General features: G+C 70.6%; 16 protein-coding genes. 14 read left to right on the top strand and 2 right to left on the bottom strand.

What is annotated here, in order from left to right; translation table 11 throughout:
- Window positions 1-867, bottom strand: coding sequence for a hypothetical protein (locus ABZ783_RS11690; RefSeq protein ID WP_357436400.1), 867 nt, complete (start codon window positions 865-867; stop codon window positions 1-3).
- A 124-nt stretch (window positions 868-991) separates the two neighbouring features.
- Between ABZ783_RS11690 and ABZ783_RS11685 the strand changes: the two genes are divergently transcribed.
- The 14 genes from ABZ783_RS11685 to ABZ783_RS11620 all read left to right on the top strand — a co-directional run bounded on the left by ABZ783_RS11685 (window position 992) and on the right by ABZ783_RS11620 (window position 15,123).
- On the top strand, window positions 992-1,774 hold the full coding sequence (locus ABZ783_RS11685) for a DeoR/GlpR family DNA-binding transcription regulator (RefSeq protein ID WP_357436399.1): 783 nt from the start codon (window positions 992-994) through the stop codon (window positions 1,772-1,774).
- A 259-nt stretch (window positions 1,775-2,033) separates the two neighbouring features.
- Window positions 2,034-3,161: a mandelate racemase/muconate lactonizing enzyme family protein gene (locus ABZ783_RS11680; protein WP_357436397.1), complete on the top strand. Its 1,128-nt coding sequence runs from the start codon at window positions 2,034-2,036 to the stop codon at window positions 3,159-3,161.
- Entirely contained in the window at window positions 3,158-4,609 is a 1,452-nt protein-coding gene (locus ABZ783_RS11675; protein WP_357436395.1) for an aldehyde dehydrogenase family protein, read from the top strand. Before ABZ783_RS11680 ends, ABZ783_RS11675 begins: the two co-directional genes overlap by 4 nt.
- Window positions 4,610-4,611: 2 nt before the next feature.
- Window positions 4,612-5,715, top strand: coding sequence for a 6-phosphofructokinase (locus ABZ783_RS11670; RefSeq protein WP_357436394.1), 1,104 nt, complete (start codon window positions 4,612-4,614; stop codon window positions 5,713-5,715).
- 11 nt (window positions 5,716-5,726) lie between these two features.
- On the top strand, window positions 5,727-7,022 hold the full coding sequence (locus ABZ783_RS11665) for a sugar ABC transporter substrate-binding protein (protein ID WP_357436393.1): 1,296 nt from the start codon (window positions 5,727-5,729) through the stop codon (window positions 7,020-7,022).
- A gap of 5 nt (window positions 7,023-7,027) precedes the next feature.
- Entirely contained in the window at window positions 7,028-7,981 is a 954-nt protein-coding gene (locus tag ABZ783_RS11660) for a sugar ABC transporter permease (protein WP_357436391.1), read from the top strand.
- Window positions 7,978-8,793: a carbohydrate ABC transporter permease gene (locus ABZ783_RS11655; RefSeq protein WP_357436390.1), complete on the top strand. Its 816-nt coding sequence runs from the start codon at window positions 7,978-7,980 to the stop codon at window positions 8,791-8,793. Before ABZ783_RS11660 ends, ABZ783_RS11655 begins: the two co-directional genes overlap by 4 nt.
- 5 nt (window positions 8,794-8,798) lie before the next feature.
- Complete coding sequence (locus ABZ783_RS11650; RefSeq protein ID WP_357436500.1) at window positions 8,799-9,788, top strand: alcohol dehydrogenase catalytic domain-containing protein; 990 nt, start codon at window positions 8,799-8,801, stop codon at window positions 9,786-9,788.
- Window positions 9,785-10,645 carry a 2-deoxy-5-keto-D-gluconate 6-phosphate aldolase domain-containing protein gene (locus ABZ783_RS11645; RefSeq protein ID WP_357436388.1) on the top strand — a complete coding sequence of 287 codons (861 nt, stop codon included), beginning with the start codon at window positions 9,785-9,787 and terminating at the stop codon, window positions 10,643-10,645. The genes ABZ783_RS11650 and ABZ783_RS11645 overlap by 4 nt, the downstream gene beginning before the upstream one ends.
- The gene (locus tag ABZ783_RS11640) at window positions 10,642-11,292 is read left to right on the top strand and encodes a GntR family transcriptional regulator (protein WP_357436386.1); all 651 of its coding nucleotides are present in this window, start codon (window positions 10,642-10,644) and stop codon (window positions 11,290-11,292) included. Before ABZ783_RS11645 ends, ABZ783_RS11640 begins: the two co-directional genes overlap by 4 nt.
- Window positions 11,279-12,307: an alcohol dehydrogenase catalytic domain-containing protein gene (locus tag ABZ783_RS11635; RefSeq protein ID WP_357436384.1), complete on the top strand. Its 1,029-nt coding sequence runs from the start codon at window positions 11,279-11,281 to the stop codon at window positions 12,305-12,307. Before ABZ783_RS11640 ends, ABZ783_RS11635 begins: the two co-directional genes overlap by 14 nt.
- A 91-nt stretch (window positions 12,308-12,398) precedes the next feature.
- The gene (locus ABZ783_RS11630) at window positions 12,399-13,085 is read left to right on the top strand and encodes a DNA alkylation repair protein (RefSeq protein ID WP_357436382.1); all 687 of its coding nucleotides are present in this window, start codon (window positions 12,399-12,401) and stop codon (window positions 13,083-13,085) included.
- A 299-nt stretch (window positions 13,086-13,384) separates the two neighbouring features.
- The gene (locus tag ABZ783_RS11625) at window positions 13,385-14,290 is read left to right on the top strand and encodes a helix-turn-helix domain-containing GNAT family N-acetyltransferase (protein WP_357436381.1); all 906 of its coding nucleotides are present in this window, start codon (window positions 13,385-13,387) and stop codon (window positions 14,288-14,290) included.
- A 56-nt stretch (window positions 14,291-14,346) separates the two neighbouring features.
- Window positions 14,347-15,123, top strand: a complete 777-nt coding sequence (locus ABZ783_RS11620) for a Stf0 family sulfotransferase (RefSeq protein WP_357436380.1) — start codon at window positions 14,347-14,349, stop codon at window positions 15,121-15,123.
- A gap of 171 nt (window positions 15,124-15,294) precedes the next feature.
- Here the strand turns inward: ABZ783_RS11620 and ABZ783_RS11615 are convergent, their stop codons facing one another.
- On the bottom strand, window positions 15,295-16,128 hold the full coding sequence (locus ABZ783_RS11615; protein ID WP_357436379.1) for an alpha/beta hydrolase: 834 nt from the start codon (window positions 16,126-16,128) through the stop codon (window positions 15,295-15,297).
- Between the last annotated feature and the right edge of the window lie 158 nt (window positions 16,129-16,286).

Below are 16,286 nucleotides of genomic sequence, written 5' to 3'. Positions count from 1 at the left end.
TCAGTGCGACACGGCGTCGTCGACCACGTCGGCGAGGCGTCGCAGCCGGTCAACCGAGATCGTGCGCAGGTCGTCGGCCATGGTCGGGCTGCCGACCACCGAGGCCCAGACCGCGCGGCCGGCGAGGAAACCCGAGGCGCCGGCCCGGCAGGCGAGTCGCACGGCTTCGGGGAAGACCTCCGCGGGTACGCCGGAGGACAGCACCACCCACGGGCTGCTGATGACTGACGACAGCGAGGCGCACCCGGCGGTGATCTCGTCTGCGGTGCCCTTGCCGTGGGTTGGTACCTCCGACTTGTAGAGGTCGGCACCGAGGTTGCCGAGTTCGCGGGCCGCCGCGTGGATTCCCGCTTCGTGGTCGTACGCGCCGCCGTCGCGCGGGCCACGGGACACCGGTTCGATGATGCTGACCAGGCCGGCCTCGCGGCAGCGGGCGACGAAGTCGGTGACCATGGCGATCCGCGGCTCAGGCGCCTCGTCCGGCCGGTAGAGCACGAGCAGCTTGAGGGCCTTCGCGCCCTGCTTGCGTACGGTTGCGGGGTCGACCTCGGGGTCGATCGCCACGTCTGCGACGAACTCGGTGGCGCTCGGGGTGAACGCGTCGGCCGCTGCGATCAGCGCGCAGGACGGGTCGACGGCGTTGTCCGCGATCACGGCGTCCCAGCCGAACTGCTTGTCGATGAGGATCGCCGACGCGTATGGGCTGAGCGCCCGTGCCGCGTCCACCTTGAACGCGGTCAGCTGCGCGTCGGTCACCGGCTCGGGCTGGCGTGCGGCGAACATGGCGCGCAGCGCCTCGCGCTGGTCGACGGCGAGCATGGCGTAGCCGCCCGAGGTGCGGGCGAGGATCGAGGGGTCGGTGGTCACTGTTCCTCCAGCGCGGGAGCGGCCGAGGCGCCGCCGAGGTCGGCGACGTCGAGGCACTGAGATCAAAGGATGTTTGAAAAATAACATCCATTGGTGCTGGAAGAACAGGGGCTAGACTACGGGCGTGTCAGTGGAAGCCATGCGCTACGACGGCGCCCCGCAGCGGCGGACGCACATCATGGCCGCGCTGCGCCGGGCCGGCTTCCTCTCGGTCGCCGACATCAGCGCCCAGCTCGGCGTCTCTTCGATGACGATCCGCCGTGACCTGCGGCGACTCGCTGAGGCTGGCGAGGTCCAGCTGGTCCATGGCGGCGTGAGTCTTCCGCCGGGCGGCGTCGGGGCCCCCGGGTACACGTCCCGCGCGCTCAGCCACGCCGGCGCCAAGCAGGCGATCGGCGCCGCGGCGGTCCGCCTGGTGCAGCCCGGCGACACGATCGGCATCGACAGCGGCACGACCGCGGCCGAGGTGGCCCATGCGCTGCCCGAGGACTTCGACGGCTGCGTGATCACCCACTCCGTCCCCGTGCTGGCCCACATGCTGTCCCGGCCCAGGTCAAGGGTCATCGGGATCGGCGGCGAGCTGCTGCACGACAACCAGGCGATGGTGGGTTTCGCGGCGCTGGATCTCGTCCGGCGCATGCGGGTGCGCCTGCTGTTCCTCGGGGCCAGCGCCGTCGACGAACGGGGCGCGTACGTGCGCTCGGAGGTCGAGCTGAGCGCCAAGCACGCCCTCATGGACATCGCCGAGGAGGTCGTGCTGCTCGCCGACGCGAGCAAGCTGACGGCCACCGCTCCGGTTCAGGTGTGCGGCTTCGACCGCATCGACACCCTGGTCGTGGACGGTCCGCTGCCCGCTGCGGTTGCCACGGCCGCACGCCGCACCGGCACCCGCGTTCTGACCGCATAAGCGAGTGAACTGCGCGAACGCGGTGTAGACCCGCTGCGGTAGTGGCGAAATCCTGCCGAGGCCTCACGGGGAGCGGGCGACAGCGGAACGCGCCCCGATGAGGCATTGGCACCTTTCGCCGGATGCCAACTCTCCGCCTTTTCTTTGTTTCGTGCTCTTGACGCCTGGGTGACATGCGTTCAACACTGCATGCAGATAGCGTCGACGTGAGAGAAGGCACATGGACCTCAAGGCCGCACCCTCAGCCACGGAGACCCGCATGGTCACGTTGCCGGATGCCGCAGTGGTGGACGTGCGGTGCCGGGTCTTCCGGGCACGCCCCACCGAGCCGATCGCCATGTCGTTCGCGCCGCTGAACCACCGCGTGATGATCCTGATCGAGGTCGAGCTGGCCGACGGTTCGGTCGGCGTCGGCGAGAGCTGGGCGAACTACCCGTCCTGGGCGTGGCGCGAGCGGATCGCCACAATCCACGACGGCGTCGCGCCGCTCATGAAGGGCCGCAGCTTTCCCGACCCGACCACCGCCCAGCGCGCGCTGCTCGCAACGCTGGCGCCGCTGGGCCGCCAGTGGGGTGCACCCGGCCCGGTCTACCAGGCGATCAGCGGCGTCGACATGGCGCTGTGGGACCTCGCCGCCCGGCACGCCGGCACCAGCCTGGCCCGGCTGCTCAGCGCGAGCCCACGCACGGAGCTGCCGGTGTACGGCTCCAGCCTCGGACCAACCGGGGTCGCCGAGGTCGCCCACCGCTGCGCCGCGCTCGGGCTCACCGCCGTCAAGGTCAAGGTCGGCTTCGGCGCGGACATCGACCTCGCCAACGTCGGGACCGCCCGGCGGATCCTCGGCGACCAGGTGCAGATCTTCGCCGACGCCAACCAGGCGTGGCGGCTGACCGAGGCGCTGGAGATGGTCCGCGCGCTGGCCGACCTCGGCGTCGCGTGGGTCGAGGAGCCGCTGGCCGGCGACCGCCCCGCAGAGCTGGCCGAGCTGAGCCGCCGCACCGCGATGCCGCTGGCCACCGGGGAGAACCTCTACGGCGCCGCGGCGTTCACCCCATACCTGGAGGCCGTCGAGATCCTCCAGCCCGACCTCGGCAAGGTCGGCGGCGTCACCGAGTACCTCGACGTGTTGGCGGCCGCGGCAGCAGCCGGACGGACGGTCAACCCACACCTCTACAACGGCGCGGTCGCCACCGCCACGACCGTCCAGGCCGGCGCGATCTCGTCGGCGACCCGGCTCATCGAGTGGGACATCCGCTCCAACCCGCTGCGGCAGGCCGCCGACGGCCTGCTCACCGCCCACGGCACGGTCCGCGTGCCGGACGGGCCCGGATTCGGCATTGATCTCGACCAGGACCAGCTCGACGCGTACGAGGAGCAGCTACCGTGACCGACCCCATCGTCAACGACATCCTCTCGGCCGCCACTGCCGTGCGCGTGACCGGCCGGACGGCGGGCGGACCGCGGCTCGCAGTGCTCGACCCGGCCACCGGCGAGCCGTTCACCGAGGTCAGCACGGGTAATGGTGCCGACGCGACGGCGGCACTCGATCTCGCGCAGCAGGCCCTGCCGGTGTGGGCGGGTACGCCGCGGGCTGCCCGGTCGGCCGCCCTGCGGGCCATCGCCGCAGACGTCGAGGCGCTCGCCGCGGAGCCCGAGTGGCCCGCACTGATCACTCGGGAGAGCGGCAAACGGCTCGCCGAGTCGGCGGCCGAGCTCGGGCTGACCGTCGCCTACTTCCGGATCATGGCCGACCTGCTGGACCGGCAGGAGACCGAGCAACTGTCCGTCGTACCCGGGATCACGCACCGGGTGACCACGCGGCCCGCCGGTGTCGCCGCGGTCCTCACTCCCTGGAACTTCCCGGTCTCCATCCCGGCTCGCAAGATCGCGCCGGCGCTGGCGGCGGGCTGCCCGGTGCTGTTCAAGCCCTCCGAGCTGACGCCGCTGTCGTCGATGGTGCTGGCCGCCGTCGTCGAACGGCACGTGCCCGCAGGCGTCCTGTCGACCGTGCTCGGCACACCCGCCGACGTCGTCGACCCGTGGCTCGCCGACAGGAGCGTCGGCGTCGTCTCCTTCACCGGGTCGACCCGGGTGGGGCGGCTGGTCGCCGCCGCCACCGCGCCGCGCTTCGTGCGCACGGTGATGGAGCTCGGCGGTTGCGCACCGTTCCTCGTGCTGCCGGATGCGGATCCGCAGGCAGCCGCGCAGACGCTGCTGGTCGCGAAGTACCGCAACAACGGCCAGTCCTGTATCGCCGCGAACCAGATCCTCGTGGCCCGCGAGGTGGCGGCCGAGTTCACCGAGGCGTTCGTCGCGGCGACCGAGAAGATGGTCGTCGGCCTCCCCACGGATCCGGCCACCGACCTCGGTCCCCTCGCTCCGGCCTCGGACCCGGCCCGGATGGCCTCGCTCGTCGAGGAAGCGGTGAGCAAGGGCGCGAGGAAGGTCACGAGCGGCGCCGTCCCCGAGAAGGGCCACTTCGCCCCGGCGACCGTACTGCTGGACGCGCCCGTCGACAGCCGGGTGATGACCGACGAGATCTTCGGGCCGATCGCGCCGATCCACGTCTACGACGACCTCGACGACGCGCTGGCCCTGCACCATGCCACCGGGTACGGCCTGGCCGGCTACGTCTGCAGCGCGGACCTCGACCGCGCCCACGCCGTCGCCGACCGCCTCTCCGCCGGGATCGTCGGCATCAACACCGGGACCCCGAACACGCCGTGGATCCCGTTCGGCGGCGTGCAGGACTCGGGCCTCGGCTACGAGGGCGGCCGCCCCGGCCTGGAGGCCTTCCAGACCTTCCTGTCCGTCGGCTCGAAGGCGCAGGTGTGACGATGCGCCTGCTCATCGGACAGACCGGCGCACCGACCAGCGTCGTCAACGCCAGCCTCCGCGGCTTCCTCGAGGCGGCGGCGGATCACGACGTGCTGGCGCTGCGGGGAGGCCCGGACGGCCTGGTCGAGGGCCGGCTCACCCCGGTCACCGCCGCCGACGTGCCGGCCGTCGCGGCCCGGCACGGCGGATCCTGGCTCGGCGCCGGGCGGCGGGCGGTCACCGAAGGGGACCTCGACACCGCACTCGACGTCCTGGCCGCGAACGGTGTCGAAGGCGTGGCGCTGATCGGCGGCAACGGGACGATGGCGCTGCTGCACGCCCTCGCGAACCGGGCCGCCGCGACCGGGCGGGAGCTGAGCGTCGTCGGAATCCCGAAGACCGTGGACAACGACCTGGTCGGCATCGACCACTGCCCCGGATACGGGTCCGCGGCGCGCTACCTCACGAAGGTCGTCCCGGACCTGGCCCGTGACCACGAGGCGATGTCCGGCATCGAACCGGTCCGCATCGTGGAGACCCTCGGCCGCTCGGTGGGCTGGCTGGCCCTCGCCGCGACCTGGCACCGCGACGATCCGGCGTACGCGCCGCACCTGGTGCTGATCCCGGAGCTCGCCTTCGACCGGGCGGCGTTCCTCACCACCGTGCAGGATGCCCTGCGCGCCCACGGGCGGGCGTTCGTGGTCGTCAGCGAAGGCGCGGCGAGCGAGTTGACCGACGATCCGTTCGAGGCGGTCAACCACACCCGGATCATCCTCGGCGGCGTCTCCAGGGCGCTCGCCGGGCTGGTGAGCACCGAGCTCGGTGTCGCCGCCCGCGGCGAAGTGCTCGGCATGGCCCAGCGCAGCAGCGGCGCGCTCGCCAGCGACGTCGACCGGGCGGAGGCGGCGGAGGCGGGACGGCACGCGGCGAAGCTGCTGGCCGACCGTGCCACCGGCCTGATGGTCGGCCTGCACCGCAGCGCCGGCGAGACCGTGTACGACCCGGTGCCGCTCGCGGAGGTGGCCGGCCGGACCCGGCCCGTACCCCCGCAGTGGCGCAGTACCAATCCCGCCGACCTCGGCGACTTCCACGACTGGCTCACTCCACTCCTCGGTCAGAACTGAAAGGCATAAAGATGCGAAACAAGATCTTGAGTGCCGGGTTCGCCCTGGCCCTCGTCGGCGGGCTCGCCGCCGGCTGCGGCGGCGGCGACTCGGGCGGCAGCGCCAACGAGATCTCCCTCGTCATGTCCAACCACCCCTGGCAGAAGGCCATCGAGCCGCTGATCCCCGAGTTCGAGAAGGCCTCGGGCGTCAAGGTGAAGGTGCAGACCTTCGCCGAGCAGCAGGCGCGCGACAAGATCTCGTTGAACCTGCAGTCGCGCAGCTCTTCCATGGATGTCTTCATGACGCTGCCGTCGCGCGAGGGCCTGCAGTTCAGCAAGGCCGGCTACTACGCTCCGCTCGACGACTACATGAGCAAGTCCGCCGCGTACGACGCCGCCGACTTCCCGGCCGCGGTCAAGACCGGCATGACGATCCAGGACAAGATGATCGCCGCGCCGGTGAATGTCGAGGGTGTTGTCCTCTACTACCGGACGGACCTGTTCAAGCAGTACGGCATCACGCCGCCGAAGACCCTCGACGAGTTGCCCACCGTCGCCGCCGCGATCAAGCAGAAGTCCGGGGGCAAGGTCACCCCGATCGCGCTGCGCGGCCAGTCCGCCGCCCTGCCGTTCACCTTCGGCCCGTTCCTGCACTCCCAGGGCCTGGAGTGGACCAAGCCGGACGGCACCCCGAACTTCGACAACCCCGGCGCCGCGGACGCGATCAACCGGTACGCGAGCCTCGCCAAGGACTACGGCCCGCCCGGCGTCGTCAACAACACCTTCACCCAGTCCTCGGCGCTCTTCGCGGCCGGCAACGCGGCGATGGAGCTGGAGTCCAGCAACGAGGTCAGCAGCATCAACGACCCGAAGACCTCGAAGGTGGTCGGCAAGATCGGCGTGCTGGATTTCCCGGCCGGCTCGGCGGGCTCGAAGTCGACCGTCCTGAACTGGGGCATCGCCATGTCCTCGTACTCGAAGCACAAGGACGCGGCCTGGAAGTTCATCGAGTGGGCGACCGGCAAGGCCACCCAGCTCAAGCTGACCGCGGACGGTATCGCTCCGCCGCGGACCTCGGTCGCGCAGGACAAGGCGTACACCGACACGCTGAACACCGAGACGCTGAAGGAGTGGAGCAGGGCGCTCGCCAACGTGCAGGCGAACGGCTCCACGGAGGTCGGCCCGGTCGGTGTCGCCGCCCCTGAGATGCGCAAGGTCGTCGGCGACGCCGTCGGCAAGGTGATCCTCGGCCAGGCGGACGCCAACGCCGCAGCCAAGGAGATCCAGGACGGCCTCACTCCGCTGCTGGCGAAGAACGCCGGATAAGTCTCATGAGCGACCTGATGACGAAGTCGCCCACCGCCTCCGGCTCCGCCAACGCGGGGCCGGGGGCGGGGGCGCCGCCCCCGCGTCGCCGCCGGGTCGACCCGACGGCCCGGGGCGTGTGGCCGTTCGCGCTGCCGGCCGTGCTGGTCACGGCCGTGCTCGTGCTGGTGCCGATCGCGTACACGATCTGGCTCTCCGTCAGTGACCGGCAGTCCGACGGGACGAACTCGGGGTTCCTCGGGTTCGCCAACTACGCCGAGATGTTCGACAACCCGCAGTTCTGGAACTCGCTGAAGATCACGCTGTTCCTCTTCGTGGTCTGCCTGCTGGTGGAAACCCTCCTCGGGCTGGCCCTGGGCTACGTGATGAGCCTGGACGTGCCGGGTCGGCGGATCTTCCAGGGCATGATGCTGGTCCCGGCGATCACGGCGTCGGTCGCGGTCGGCCTGGTCTGGCTGCTGATCATGGACCCGTCGCTCGGCGCGGCCAACCAGATCCTCGCCAAGGTGGGTATCGACCCGGTGGTGTGGCTCGGCGACCCGGACATCGCGCCCTGGTCCATCGCCCTGGTCGACATCTGGCAGTGGACGCCGTTCATGGCGCTGATCATCTCGGCCGGGATCCGGTCGCTGCCCGAGGAGCCGTTCGAGGCCGCCGCGCTGGACGGGGCGAGCGGCTGGCGGACGGCCTGGAACATCGGCCTCCCGCTCCTGCGCCCGGTCCTCACGGTGGCGATGCTGCTGCGCACGGTGGACCTCGTGCGCTTCTTCGACACGATCTACATCATGACCCAGGGGGGCCCGGTGAACTCCACGAACACCCTCAACGTGTACGGCTACAACGCCGGCTTCGTCGACCACGAGCCGAGCTACGCGGCGGCCCTGCAGGTCGCCTTGCTCGTCCTGGTGATCATGATCGCGGGCGGGTTCACCTGGTTCCGGCAGCGGGCCTCGCGATGACCAAGCGGCTCAGCGGCGTGTACGCCGCATACCTCGTCTTCGCGATCGTCTTCTTCGGCCCGGTGCTCTTCATGCTCTGGTCGTCACTGCGCAACAACGTCGACATCACCGGCTCGCTGTTCAACATCGGCTCACCGCTGACGTTGGAGAACTTCACCAACCTCTTCGAACGCTTCGCGTTCGGCCGCTACATCGCCAACAGCTTCATCGTGGCCGGCGGGTCGACGATCCTCGGGCTCGTCCTCGGTGCGCCGGCCGCGTACGTGATCGTGCGCCGCAAGTTGGCCGCGCTGGGCTTCGTCACCCTGCTGGCCCGCATGGCGCCCGGCGTGCTGTTCGTGCTGCCGCTGTTCGTGCTCTCGATCCGCATCGGTGGCCCGGACAGCGTGGCACTCAACTACGCGCTGCTGATCGTCGCGCACCTGATCATCACGCTGCCGCTGTGCATCTGGCTGCTGGTGCCGTTCTTCGAGGAGATCCCGATCAGCATCGAGGAGTCGACGCTGATCGACGGCGCGAACGCCTGGCAGCGGTTCCTTCGGATCGCGCTGCCGCTGGCCCTGCCCGGGCTGTCGGTCGCGCTGACGCTGAGCTTCATCTTCAGCTGGAACTACTTCCTCTTCGCACTGGCCCTGGCCAACGAGCGGACGCTGCCGCTGACCGTCATCGCGTTCAACTTCATCGGCCAGGGATCCAACGACTTCGGCGGCCTGATGGCCGCGAGCACGCTCATCTCCGCACCCGCCCTGCTGCTGACGGTCTTCGCACAGCGCTGGCTGGTCCGCGGCATCACCGGAGGAGCCGTCAAGTGACGTCCATGCAAGCCCGCTTCCAGGGCAACGGCGAGATCACTTTCGAGAAGGTCGCGCTCGGCGACGTCGCCGAGGGCGACGTGCGCCTGCGGGTCGACGTCTGCGCGCTCTGCGGGTCGGACAAGCGGCTGCTGCACAGCGGCTCGACCGTCGTTCCGGGCCACGAGATCGGGGGCACCGTCGTCGGCGGAGCGCTGCCCGAGGGTACGCGCGGCATCGTCTACATTCCGGTCTTCTGCGGGACGTGTGCACGCTGCGCCGCCGGCCGTACGAACCAGTGCCTGAACCTGTCGCAGCTGATCGGCTGGCAGCGTGACGGCGGATTCGCCGAACACGTGGACGTCCCGGCGCGGTGCGTCCTGCCGGTGCCGGACGACATCCCGCTGTCGGTCGCGGTCCTCGGGCTGGACACGGTCGGCACTGCCGCACACGCCCTGCGCCTGGCGCTGCGGACGCAGGACACGGTGGACCGGGCGCTGGTCGTCGGCGCCGGGCCGCTCGGCCTCGGTGTCGTCGCGGTCGCCCAGGCCATGGGGATCGCCGTGGACGCCTTCGACCCCAATCCCACTCGCCTCGAGACCGCGGCGGCACTCGGCGCGACGCCCGCCGATGACCTGACCGCCGAGAACCAGTACGACATGGTCGTCGAGGTCAGCGGCGCGAACGCGGCCCGGGAGACGGCACAACGGGTGGTTCGGCCCGGCGGCACGGTCGTCGCGCTCGGCGAGTCGAACCAGCCGTACACGATGCCCGCTACGCCGCGCTGGCGGCGGACCGACTGCTACACCGTCCGGTCCTTCTACTTCCCTGTCAACGAGGTCGAGGCGAACTGGGACCTGCTGCGCGTCATGGGCGCGTCGCTGCGTGACCTCATCGTCAAGCCCCTCACCCTGCCCGAGCTGCCCGAGGCGTTCGCCCGCTTCGTGGCCGGCGACTACGTCAAGCCTTGCATCGTGTCGGCGGATGCCCATCTCGTGTCGGAGGTAGCCCGATGAGCCTGTTGATCCTCGCCGTCGACCAGCGTCCCTGGCTCACCCAGGCCCTGTACGGCCACACCGCGACCGCGCTGCCCGCGGAGCGCGCGGCGATCACCGACGGCAAGCACATGGTTCTCGAAGGACTGCTCGCCGCTCTCGAAGCCGAGCCCCGCCTGGCCGCGCACGCCGGCATCCTGGTCGACGAGCAGCTCGGAGCGGGTGTACCCGAGCGGGCCCGGGCCCATCAGGTCACGCTGAGCATGCCGGTCGAGCGCGGTGGCTGCGACGTGTACGAGACCGAACCAGCCGATCTGCCGGCGTTCCTCGCCCACTTCCGACCCGAGTTCCCCAAGGTGCTGGTCCGCTACAACGTCGAGGGGTCGGCGTCGGACAACCGCGAACAGCGGTCCCGGCTGGCCAAGGTGTCGCAGGCGGTCCGGGACTCCGGGGGCCGGTTCCTCTTCGAGCTGCTCGTGCCGCCGACACCCGAGCAGCGGAACATCCCGAGCGAGGTGTTCGACACCGAGGTGCGGCCTGGGCTCATCCACCGGGCGATGGCGGAGATCGTCGAGGAGGTACCCGTCGACGTCTGGAAGCTGGAGCACCTGGGCGCGCCGGAGCACTACCGGACCGCCGCCGACCTCGCCGCGCAGACCGGCGGCGAATGCATCCTGCTGGGCGCGAACGCGCCGAGGGCCACAGTCGATGGTTGGCTCAGCGACGCCGCCGCCAACGGGTTCACCGGCTTCGCGATCGGCCGTAGCATCTGGTGGGACTCGCTGCGCGGACTTCTGGCCGGCGACTTGACGCGGCCCGAGGCGATCGCGGCGGTCGCTGCCAACTACCGCCACTTCGCAGGGACGTTCCTTCAGTGACCAGCTCTCTCCAGGCCGACCCGCAGCGCGTCGGTGAAGTGCTCTACAAGACCCTTCGCGACCGGATCATCTCCGGTGAACTGCGGCCGGGCACACGGCTGAGCGTCCCGGCCCTCGCCGAGGAGTTCCGGGTCAGCCGCAGCCCGGTCCGGGACGCGGTGATCCGCCTCGTCCAGGAGAACCTGGCCGCCGAGACGATGAACCGCGGCGCGGAGGTCGCACGCATCTCCCGCGCCGAACTGGTCAGCCTCTACGAGGCCCGCGAGGTCCTGGAAGGAGCGGTGGCCAGGCTGGCGACGGAGAAGTACGACGCCGCGCTGCGGCGTAGCCTGCTCGCGCTGCTCACCGAGCACCGCACGGTCGCGGAGCAGGGCGACTTCGCCCGCCACCTCGAACTGGACGCGGCCTTCCACCGGGAGATCCGGCAGGCGGCGAAGAGCCCGGTGCTGGCCCGGATGCTCGACGGCGTCCAGAGCCGGGTCCTGGTGGCGATGCGCTCCACCAGCCTGACCGGCGGCATGGTCCAGGCCGTTCACGACCACCAGGCCATCTTCGAGGCCATCGGCTCCGGCGACCCGGAAGCCGCCGAGGAAGCCGCCCGCGCACACATCCACCGACTGAAGGAGTTACTCAGTGCTGCTGACTGAGGCCCGTTTCTTCGGCACCGGCGACGTACGGCTGCTCAAGTCCGAGCCGGCGCCGCTCGGCCCGACGGAGGTGGCGATCGCGCCCCTCGCGGTCGGCGTCTGCGGCACCGACAGCCACATCGTCGCCGGCAGCTTCGCCGCCGCGCCCCAGGTCGTGCTCGGCCACGAGGTGTGCGGCCGGATCACCGAGGTGGGTGCCGCGGTCGACGGGCTCACCGTCGGCGACCTGGTCACCGTCGAACCGCACGACTACTGCACCCGGTGTACCTACTGCCGCCTCGGCCAGGAACACCTCTGCGACAGCAAGCGGGGGTATGGCGTGAAGCTTGACGGCGGCATGACCGAGCGGATGACGGTGCCGGCGCGGATCGCTTACCGGCTGCCGGACGCGACGCCGCCGTGGATCGGGGCGCTGACCGAGCCGCTCGCCTGTTGCCTGCACGGCATGGATCAGCTGAACCCGCGCTCCGGGCTGCCGATCCTCATCTTCGGCGCCGGACCGGCCGGGGCGATGATGATCGCCCTCGCCAAGGCGCGCGGGCTCGCACCGGTCGTGGTGCTGGACCCGCGCGCCGACCGGCGGGAGGCCGCCCTGCGGATGGGCGCGGACGTCGCCCTCGACCCGGCGTCGCTGGACGAGGCCATCGCGCTGACCGACGGGCTCGGCTTTCCGCACGTGATCGACGCGGTCGGCTCGGGCCGGATCCTGGAATCGGCGATCACCGCGTCGTCGCGCGGTGGTCGGATTCTCGTCTTCGGGGTTGCCCGGCCCGACGACGAGGCCCGGGTACGCCCCAACGAGATTTTCGCGCGGGAGCTGACGCTCGTCGGTGCGGTGATCAACCCGTACACGCACCACCGCGCGGTGCAGATGCTGCCAACCCTGGGCCTGGACCGGCTGCGTCCGGCCTTCTACGGCCTGGACCAGCTACCGGAGGCCCTCGAAGCGCAGCGGAACGGCACGGCTGACAAGGTGTTCATCGCCCCGCACGGAATCGCGGCAGCCAAGGGCTGACGAGGAAGCGGTCGAACATGTTGGCGGCGCCACCCGTCTCGCAGGGGCTGAGCCCGTCGTAGGCTCGCCACGTGATGGACGGGAGGCTGAGGTGGCCGAGACGACGCTGACCGAGACGATGGTGGCCAAGGTGATGGCCGAGTTGGTCGAGCTCGAGGACCCGAAGACACGCGAGGTGAACGAGAAGCACGGTGACGATCACGGTGTGAACCTCAGCAAGCTGCGCGCGCTCGCGAAGCGGCTGAAGACGCAGCAGGAACTCGCGTGCCGGCTCTGGGAGACGGATGACACCGCGGCGAGACTGCTGGCGGTCCTGATCTGCCGCCCGAAGGCGTTCGGGCGTGACGAGTTGGACGTCATGTTGCGCGAGGCGCGCACCCCCAAGGTGCACGACTGGCTCGTGAACTACGTGGTGAAGAAGAACCCGCACTCCGAAGAGCTGCGCCTGGCCTGGTCCGCCGATCCGGATCCCGTAATCGCGAGTGCCGGCTGGGCGCTGACCACCGAACGCGTGACGAAGACGCCCGAGGGCCTCGACCTCGCAGGACTGCTCGACGTCATCGAGGCGGAGATGAAAGACGCCCCGGATCGCCTGCAGTGGGCCATGAACGAGTGCCTGGGTCATATCGGGATCGAGCATGCCGAGTACCGCGCCCGTGCAGTCGACATCGGTGAGCGTCTGGAGGTGCTCAAGGACTATCCGACGTCCCCGGGCTGCACGTCCCCGTTCGCGCCCATCTGGATCAACGAGATGGTGCGCCGAGCGCACGACAAGTAGGAAGGTTCGCGCTCGCGCTCGGGCCGCTCCTCCGTCAGAACGCGGCACCCGATACGAACCGGCCGCTGGCGCATGGGCGCAATGGTGGCGTCGCGGCTCGGCGCCGACTACGCGTCGTGGGTCGGCCGGCTGGTGCTGGCCTCGGTGAGTTGCCGGCGTGCCGGCTGGCGATCCTGCCCGGCATGACGCATACGACCGTCCCCAGCGGGCGGAGTCGCTGGTCCCGATGGTCGATGAGTTCCCCGAGGTCTGATGGTCCACGCTGGCGACGCCGGAGATACCTGACTAAGGTCAGGTATATGGATGCCGAGCTCATCGCCGCCGTACGGCGGTTCAACCGGACGGTGACCCAGCGGGTGGGGGCGCTCGACGACGGGTACATGGCCCGCGGACGTCCCCTCGCGCAGGCGCGCCTGCTGTGGGAGATCGGCCCCGGCGGCGCCGAGGTCGCCGCGCTGCGCGCGCGGCTCGGCCTGGACTCGGGTCACCTGAGCCGACTCCTGCGCACCCTCGAGGGCGACGGGCTCGTCACCGTGGGGCCGGCCGACCAGATCGGCGGCGACGGGAGGGTACGGGTCGCCGCGCTCACCGAGACCGGCCGGGCCGAGTGGACGGAGCTCGACAAACGCTCCGACGAGTTCGCCTGGACCATCCTCGAGCCGCTCACCCCGCACCGCCGCCAGCGACTCGTCGCAGCGATGGCCGAGGTCGAGCGGCTGCTCGTCGCGTCGATGGTGGTGATCGCACCGTGCCCGCCGAGCGACCCGCGAGCCAGGGCGTGCGTGCGGGCCTATGCCCGGGAAGTCGCGCGACGGTTCGACGACGGCTTCGACCCGGCCCGGAGCAATCCCGTCCACGACGACGCGCTCGTCCCACCCGCCGGCGTGTTCCTGCTCGCCACGCTCAACGACGAGCCCGTCGGCTGCGGCGCGGTGAAACTCCACCGCGGCGCACCCGCCGAGATCAAGCGCGTCTGGGTGTCCGACGCGGTGCGTGGGCTCGGGCTCGGCCGCCGGATACTGGGCGAACTGGAACGCTATGCCGCCGACCGCGGCTGGAGCGCCGTCCGGCTGGACACCAATCGCAACCTCACCGAGGCGATCGCGCTCTACCGCGCCGCCGGCTACCACGAGATCGAGCCCTACAACACGGAGCACTACGCCCACCACTGGTTCGAGAAGAAACTCGCACCTGACCGCACCTGACGCCGCTGGTACGCAATTCAGTTGCCGGTTGGCGGGCAGTGCGGTTGCCTACGGTCATGCTCACGGGCCGCGCCGACGGGGTCGACTCGTACTTCGTCTGCGCGACCCCTCGCACCGGCAGCTCTCTTCTGCTGGGGTTGCTCGCGTCCACGGGCCTCGCCGGTAACCCTCAGGCCTACTTCCGCTCGCCCGACGAGCCGCTGTGGGCCGACCGGTGGGGGATTCCCCGCACCGCGGAGGGCCGCTTCGACTACGTGGCCTACGTGCAGGCCGCGCTCGCCGCGGGCCGGACGGACAACGGCGTGTTCGGCGCGAAACTCATGTGGGGGACGCTGGACGAACTGGTCGACAAGCTTGCGGCGACGTATCCCGGCCTTCACGGCAGCCCGGTCACGCTGCTCGGCCGGGCATTCGGCCGCACCCGTTTCGTCTTCCTACGACGCAAGGACGTCCTGGCACAGGCGGTGTCCTGGCTATGCGCCGAACAGACCGGCACCTGGTTCAAGGGCGGGAACGGAGAGATCAGCGGCAACACCGGCACCGGCGCCCCACCCCACTTCGACGCGGACGGGATCACGCACTACCTCACCGTGATCCGGCAGCACAACGCGGCCTGGGAAGCGTGGTTCGCCTCGTGGGGAATCCGACCGCACGTCGTGCGCTACGAGGACCTGGACCGGGACATGGTCGCCACCACACGCGGCATCCTCGGCTTTCTCGGCCTCGACCGTCCTGAGGCCGGACGCCCCATCACTGCCCAGCATCACCGGCAGGCCGACGACCTGAACCGACAGTGGATCAAGCGGTACCGCGCGGCGGTGGCAGAACGCTGACCTGCTGGTCCGCGACGTGCGGCCGGACGGCGCCCCATGCTGTTGGCCCGCCCACCGCCGCGCCCCCGGCGGGCGAGCGGGCCAACACCACCCGGTCGTGAGGGCGGTCGCTCACCTCGACAACGCGGTAGCGCCCCGACCTCGCGGCCGTGCGGTCGTGCCTCTCCTCCGTCAGCCTCGCTGATCGTCGAGGAAGGCGAGGGCGACCTCGGCGAACAGCGGCGAGCTGAAGATGTTGTAGTGGGTCAGGCCGGGCAGGATCGCGAGGGCGTGCCCGCCCTTCGGCCGGCCCTCCCCCATCCACCCGCCGTCGCGCAGACCGCCGTCGAGCAGCTTGAAGACCTCGACGTAGTGGCTCGGCGGCGCCATATCGGCATCGGCGGCGACGATCATCGTCGGCACCTGGAGGCCGCGGATGTCCTCGGTGAGGTCGAGATCCTGCGCCATGGCCTCGCCGATCTTGTCCAGCAGCCGGGGGAAGTCCTCGGGGCGCGGCGCCACCCGCTGGTAGAGCTGGTACATCGGCGTGTCCTTCATGAACTCGGCGGCGGCGGCGCTCACCTGTCCCTGCTGTGCCCGCATCTCGGGGTAGATCGCGTCGGACCGGATGTGCGCCGAGGCGGCGACGAGCCGGCCCACCTTGCCCGGGTATCGGGCTCCGGCGCGCAGCGCCACCCCACCGCCGAGCGAGTAGCCGACCAGGTCCGGCTTCTCCAGCCCGAGGTGGTCGATGAGCGCCGCGATGTCGTCGGCCATGAACCAGATGTCGAGGGGTCGGTCGATGTCGGCGGTCCGGCCGTGCCCCTGCAGGTCGACGGTGATGACCTGATGGCGCGCGGCCAGCACGGGTAGGGCCGCTCCGAACATCTCGCCCGACCCCAGGCCGCCGTGCAGCAGGATCAGCGGTCGCCCGGACCCGTGCGTCTCGTAGTAGAGGTTGATGCCGTTCACTTCCGCGTACTGGCCAGCGCCCTTGGCCTCGGTGGTCCATTCGGTGGCGGTCACGGTGATCCTTCCGTCCTGGCTACTGGGTGCGGTGCGGATGTCCGTCCGCCCGGCAGGCTCGGAAAGGGCCGATCGACAGGCTTCCGGCGCAGGCGGTCACCTCACCTTACGCACGCGCCGCCGCGCATGGGGGGAGGCGGCGCCGTCCGCCGTTTGCC

The organism is Micromonospora sp. NPDC047738, assembly GCF_040642675.1.
In the GTDB taxonomy this organism is placed as follows: Bacteria; Actinomycetota; Actinomycetes; order Mycobacteriales; family Micromonosporaceae; genus Micromonospora.
The sequence above is the reverse complement of the archived record's forward strand: the minus strand, read 5'-3'. Positions and strand labels throughout refer to the sequence as shown.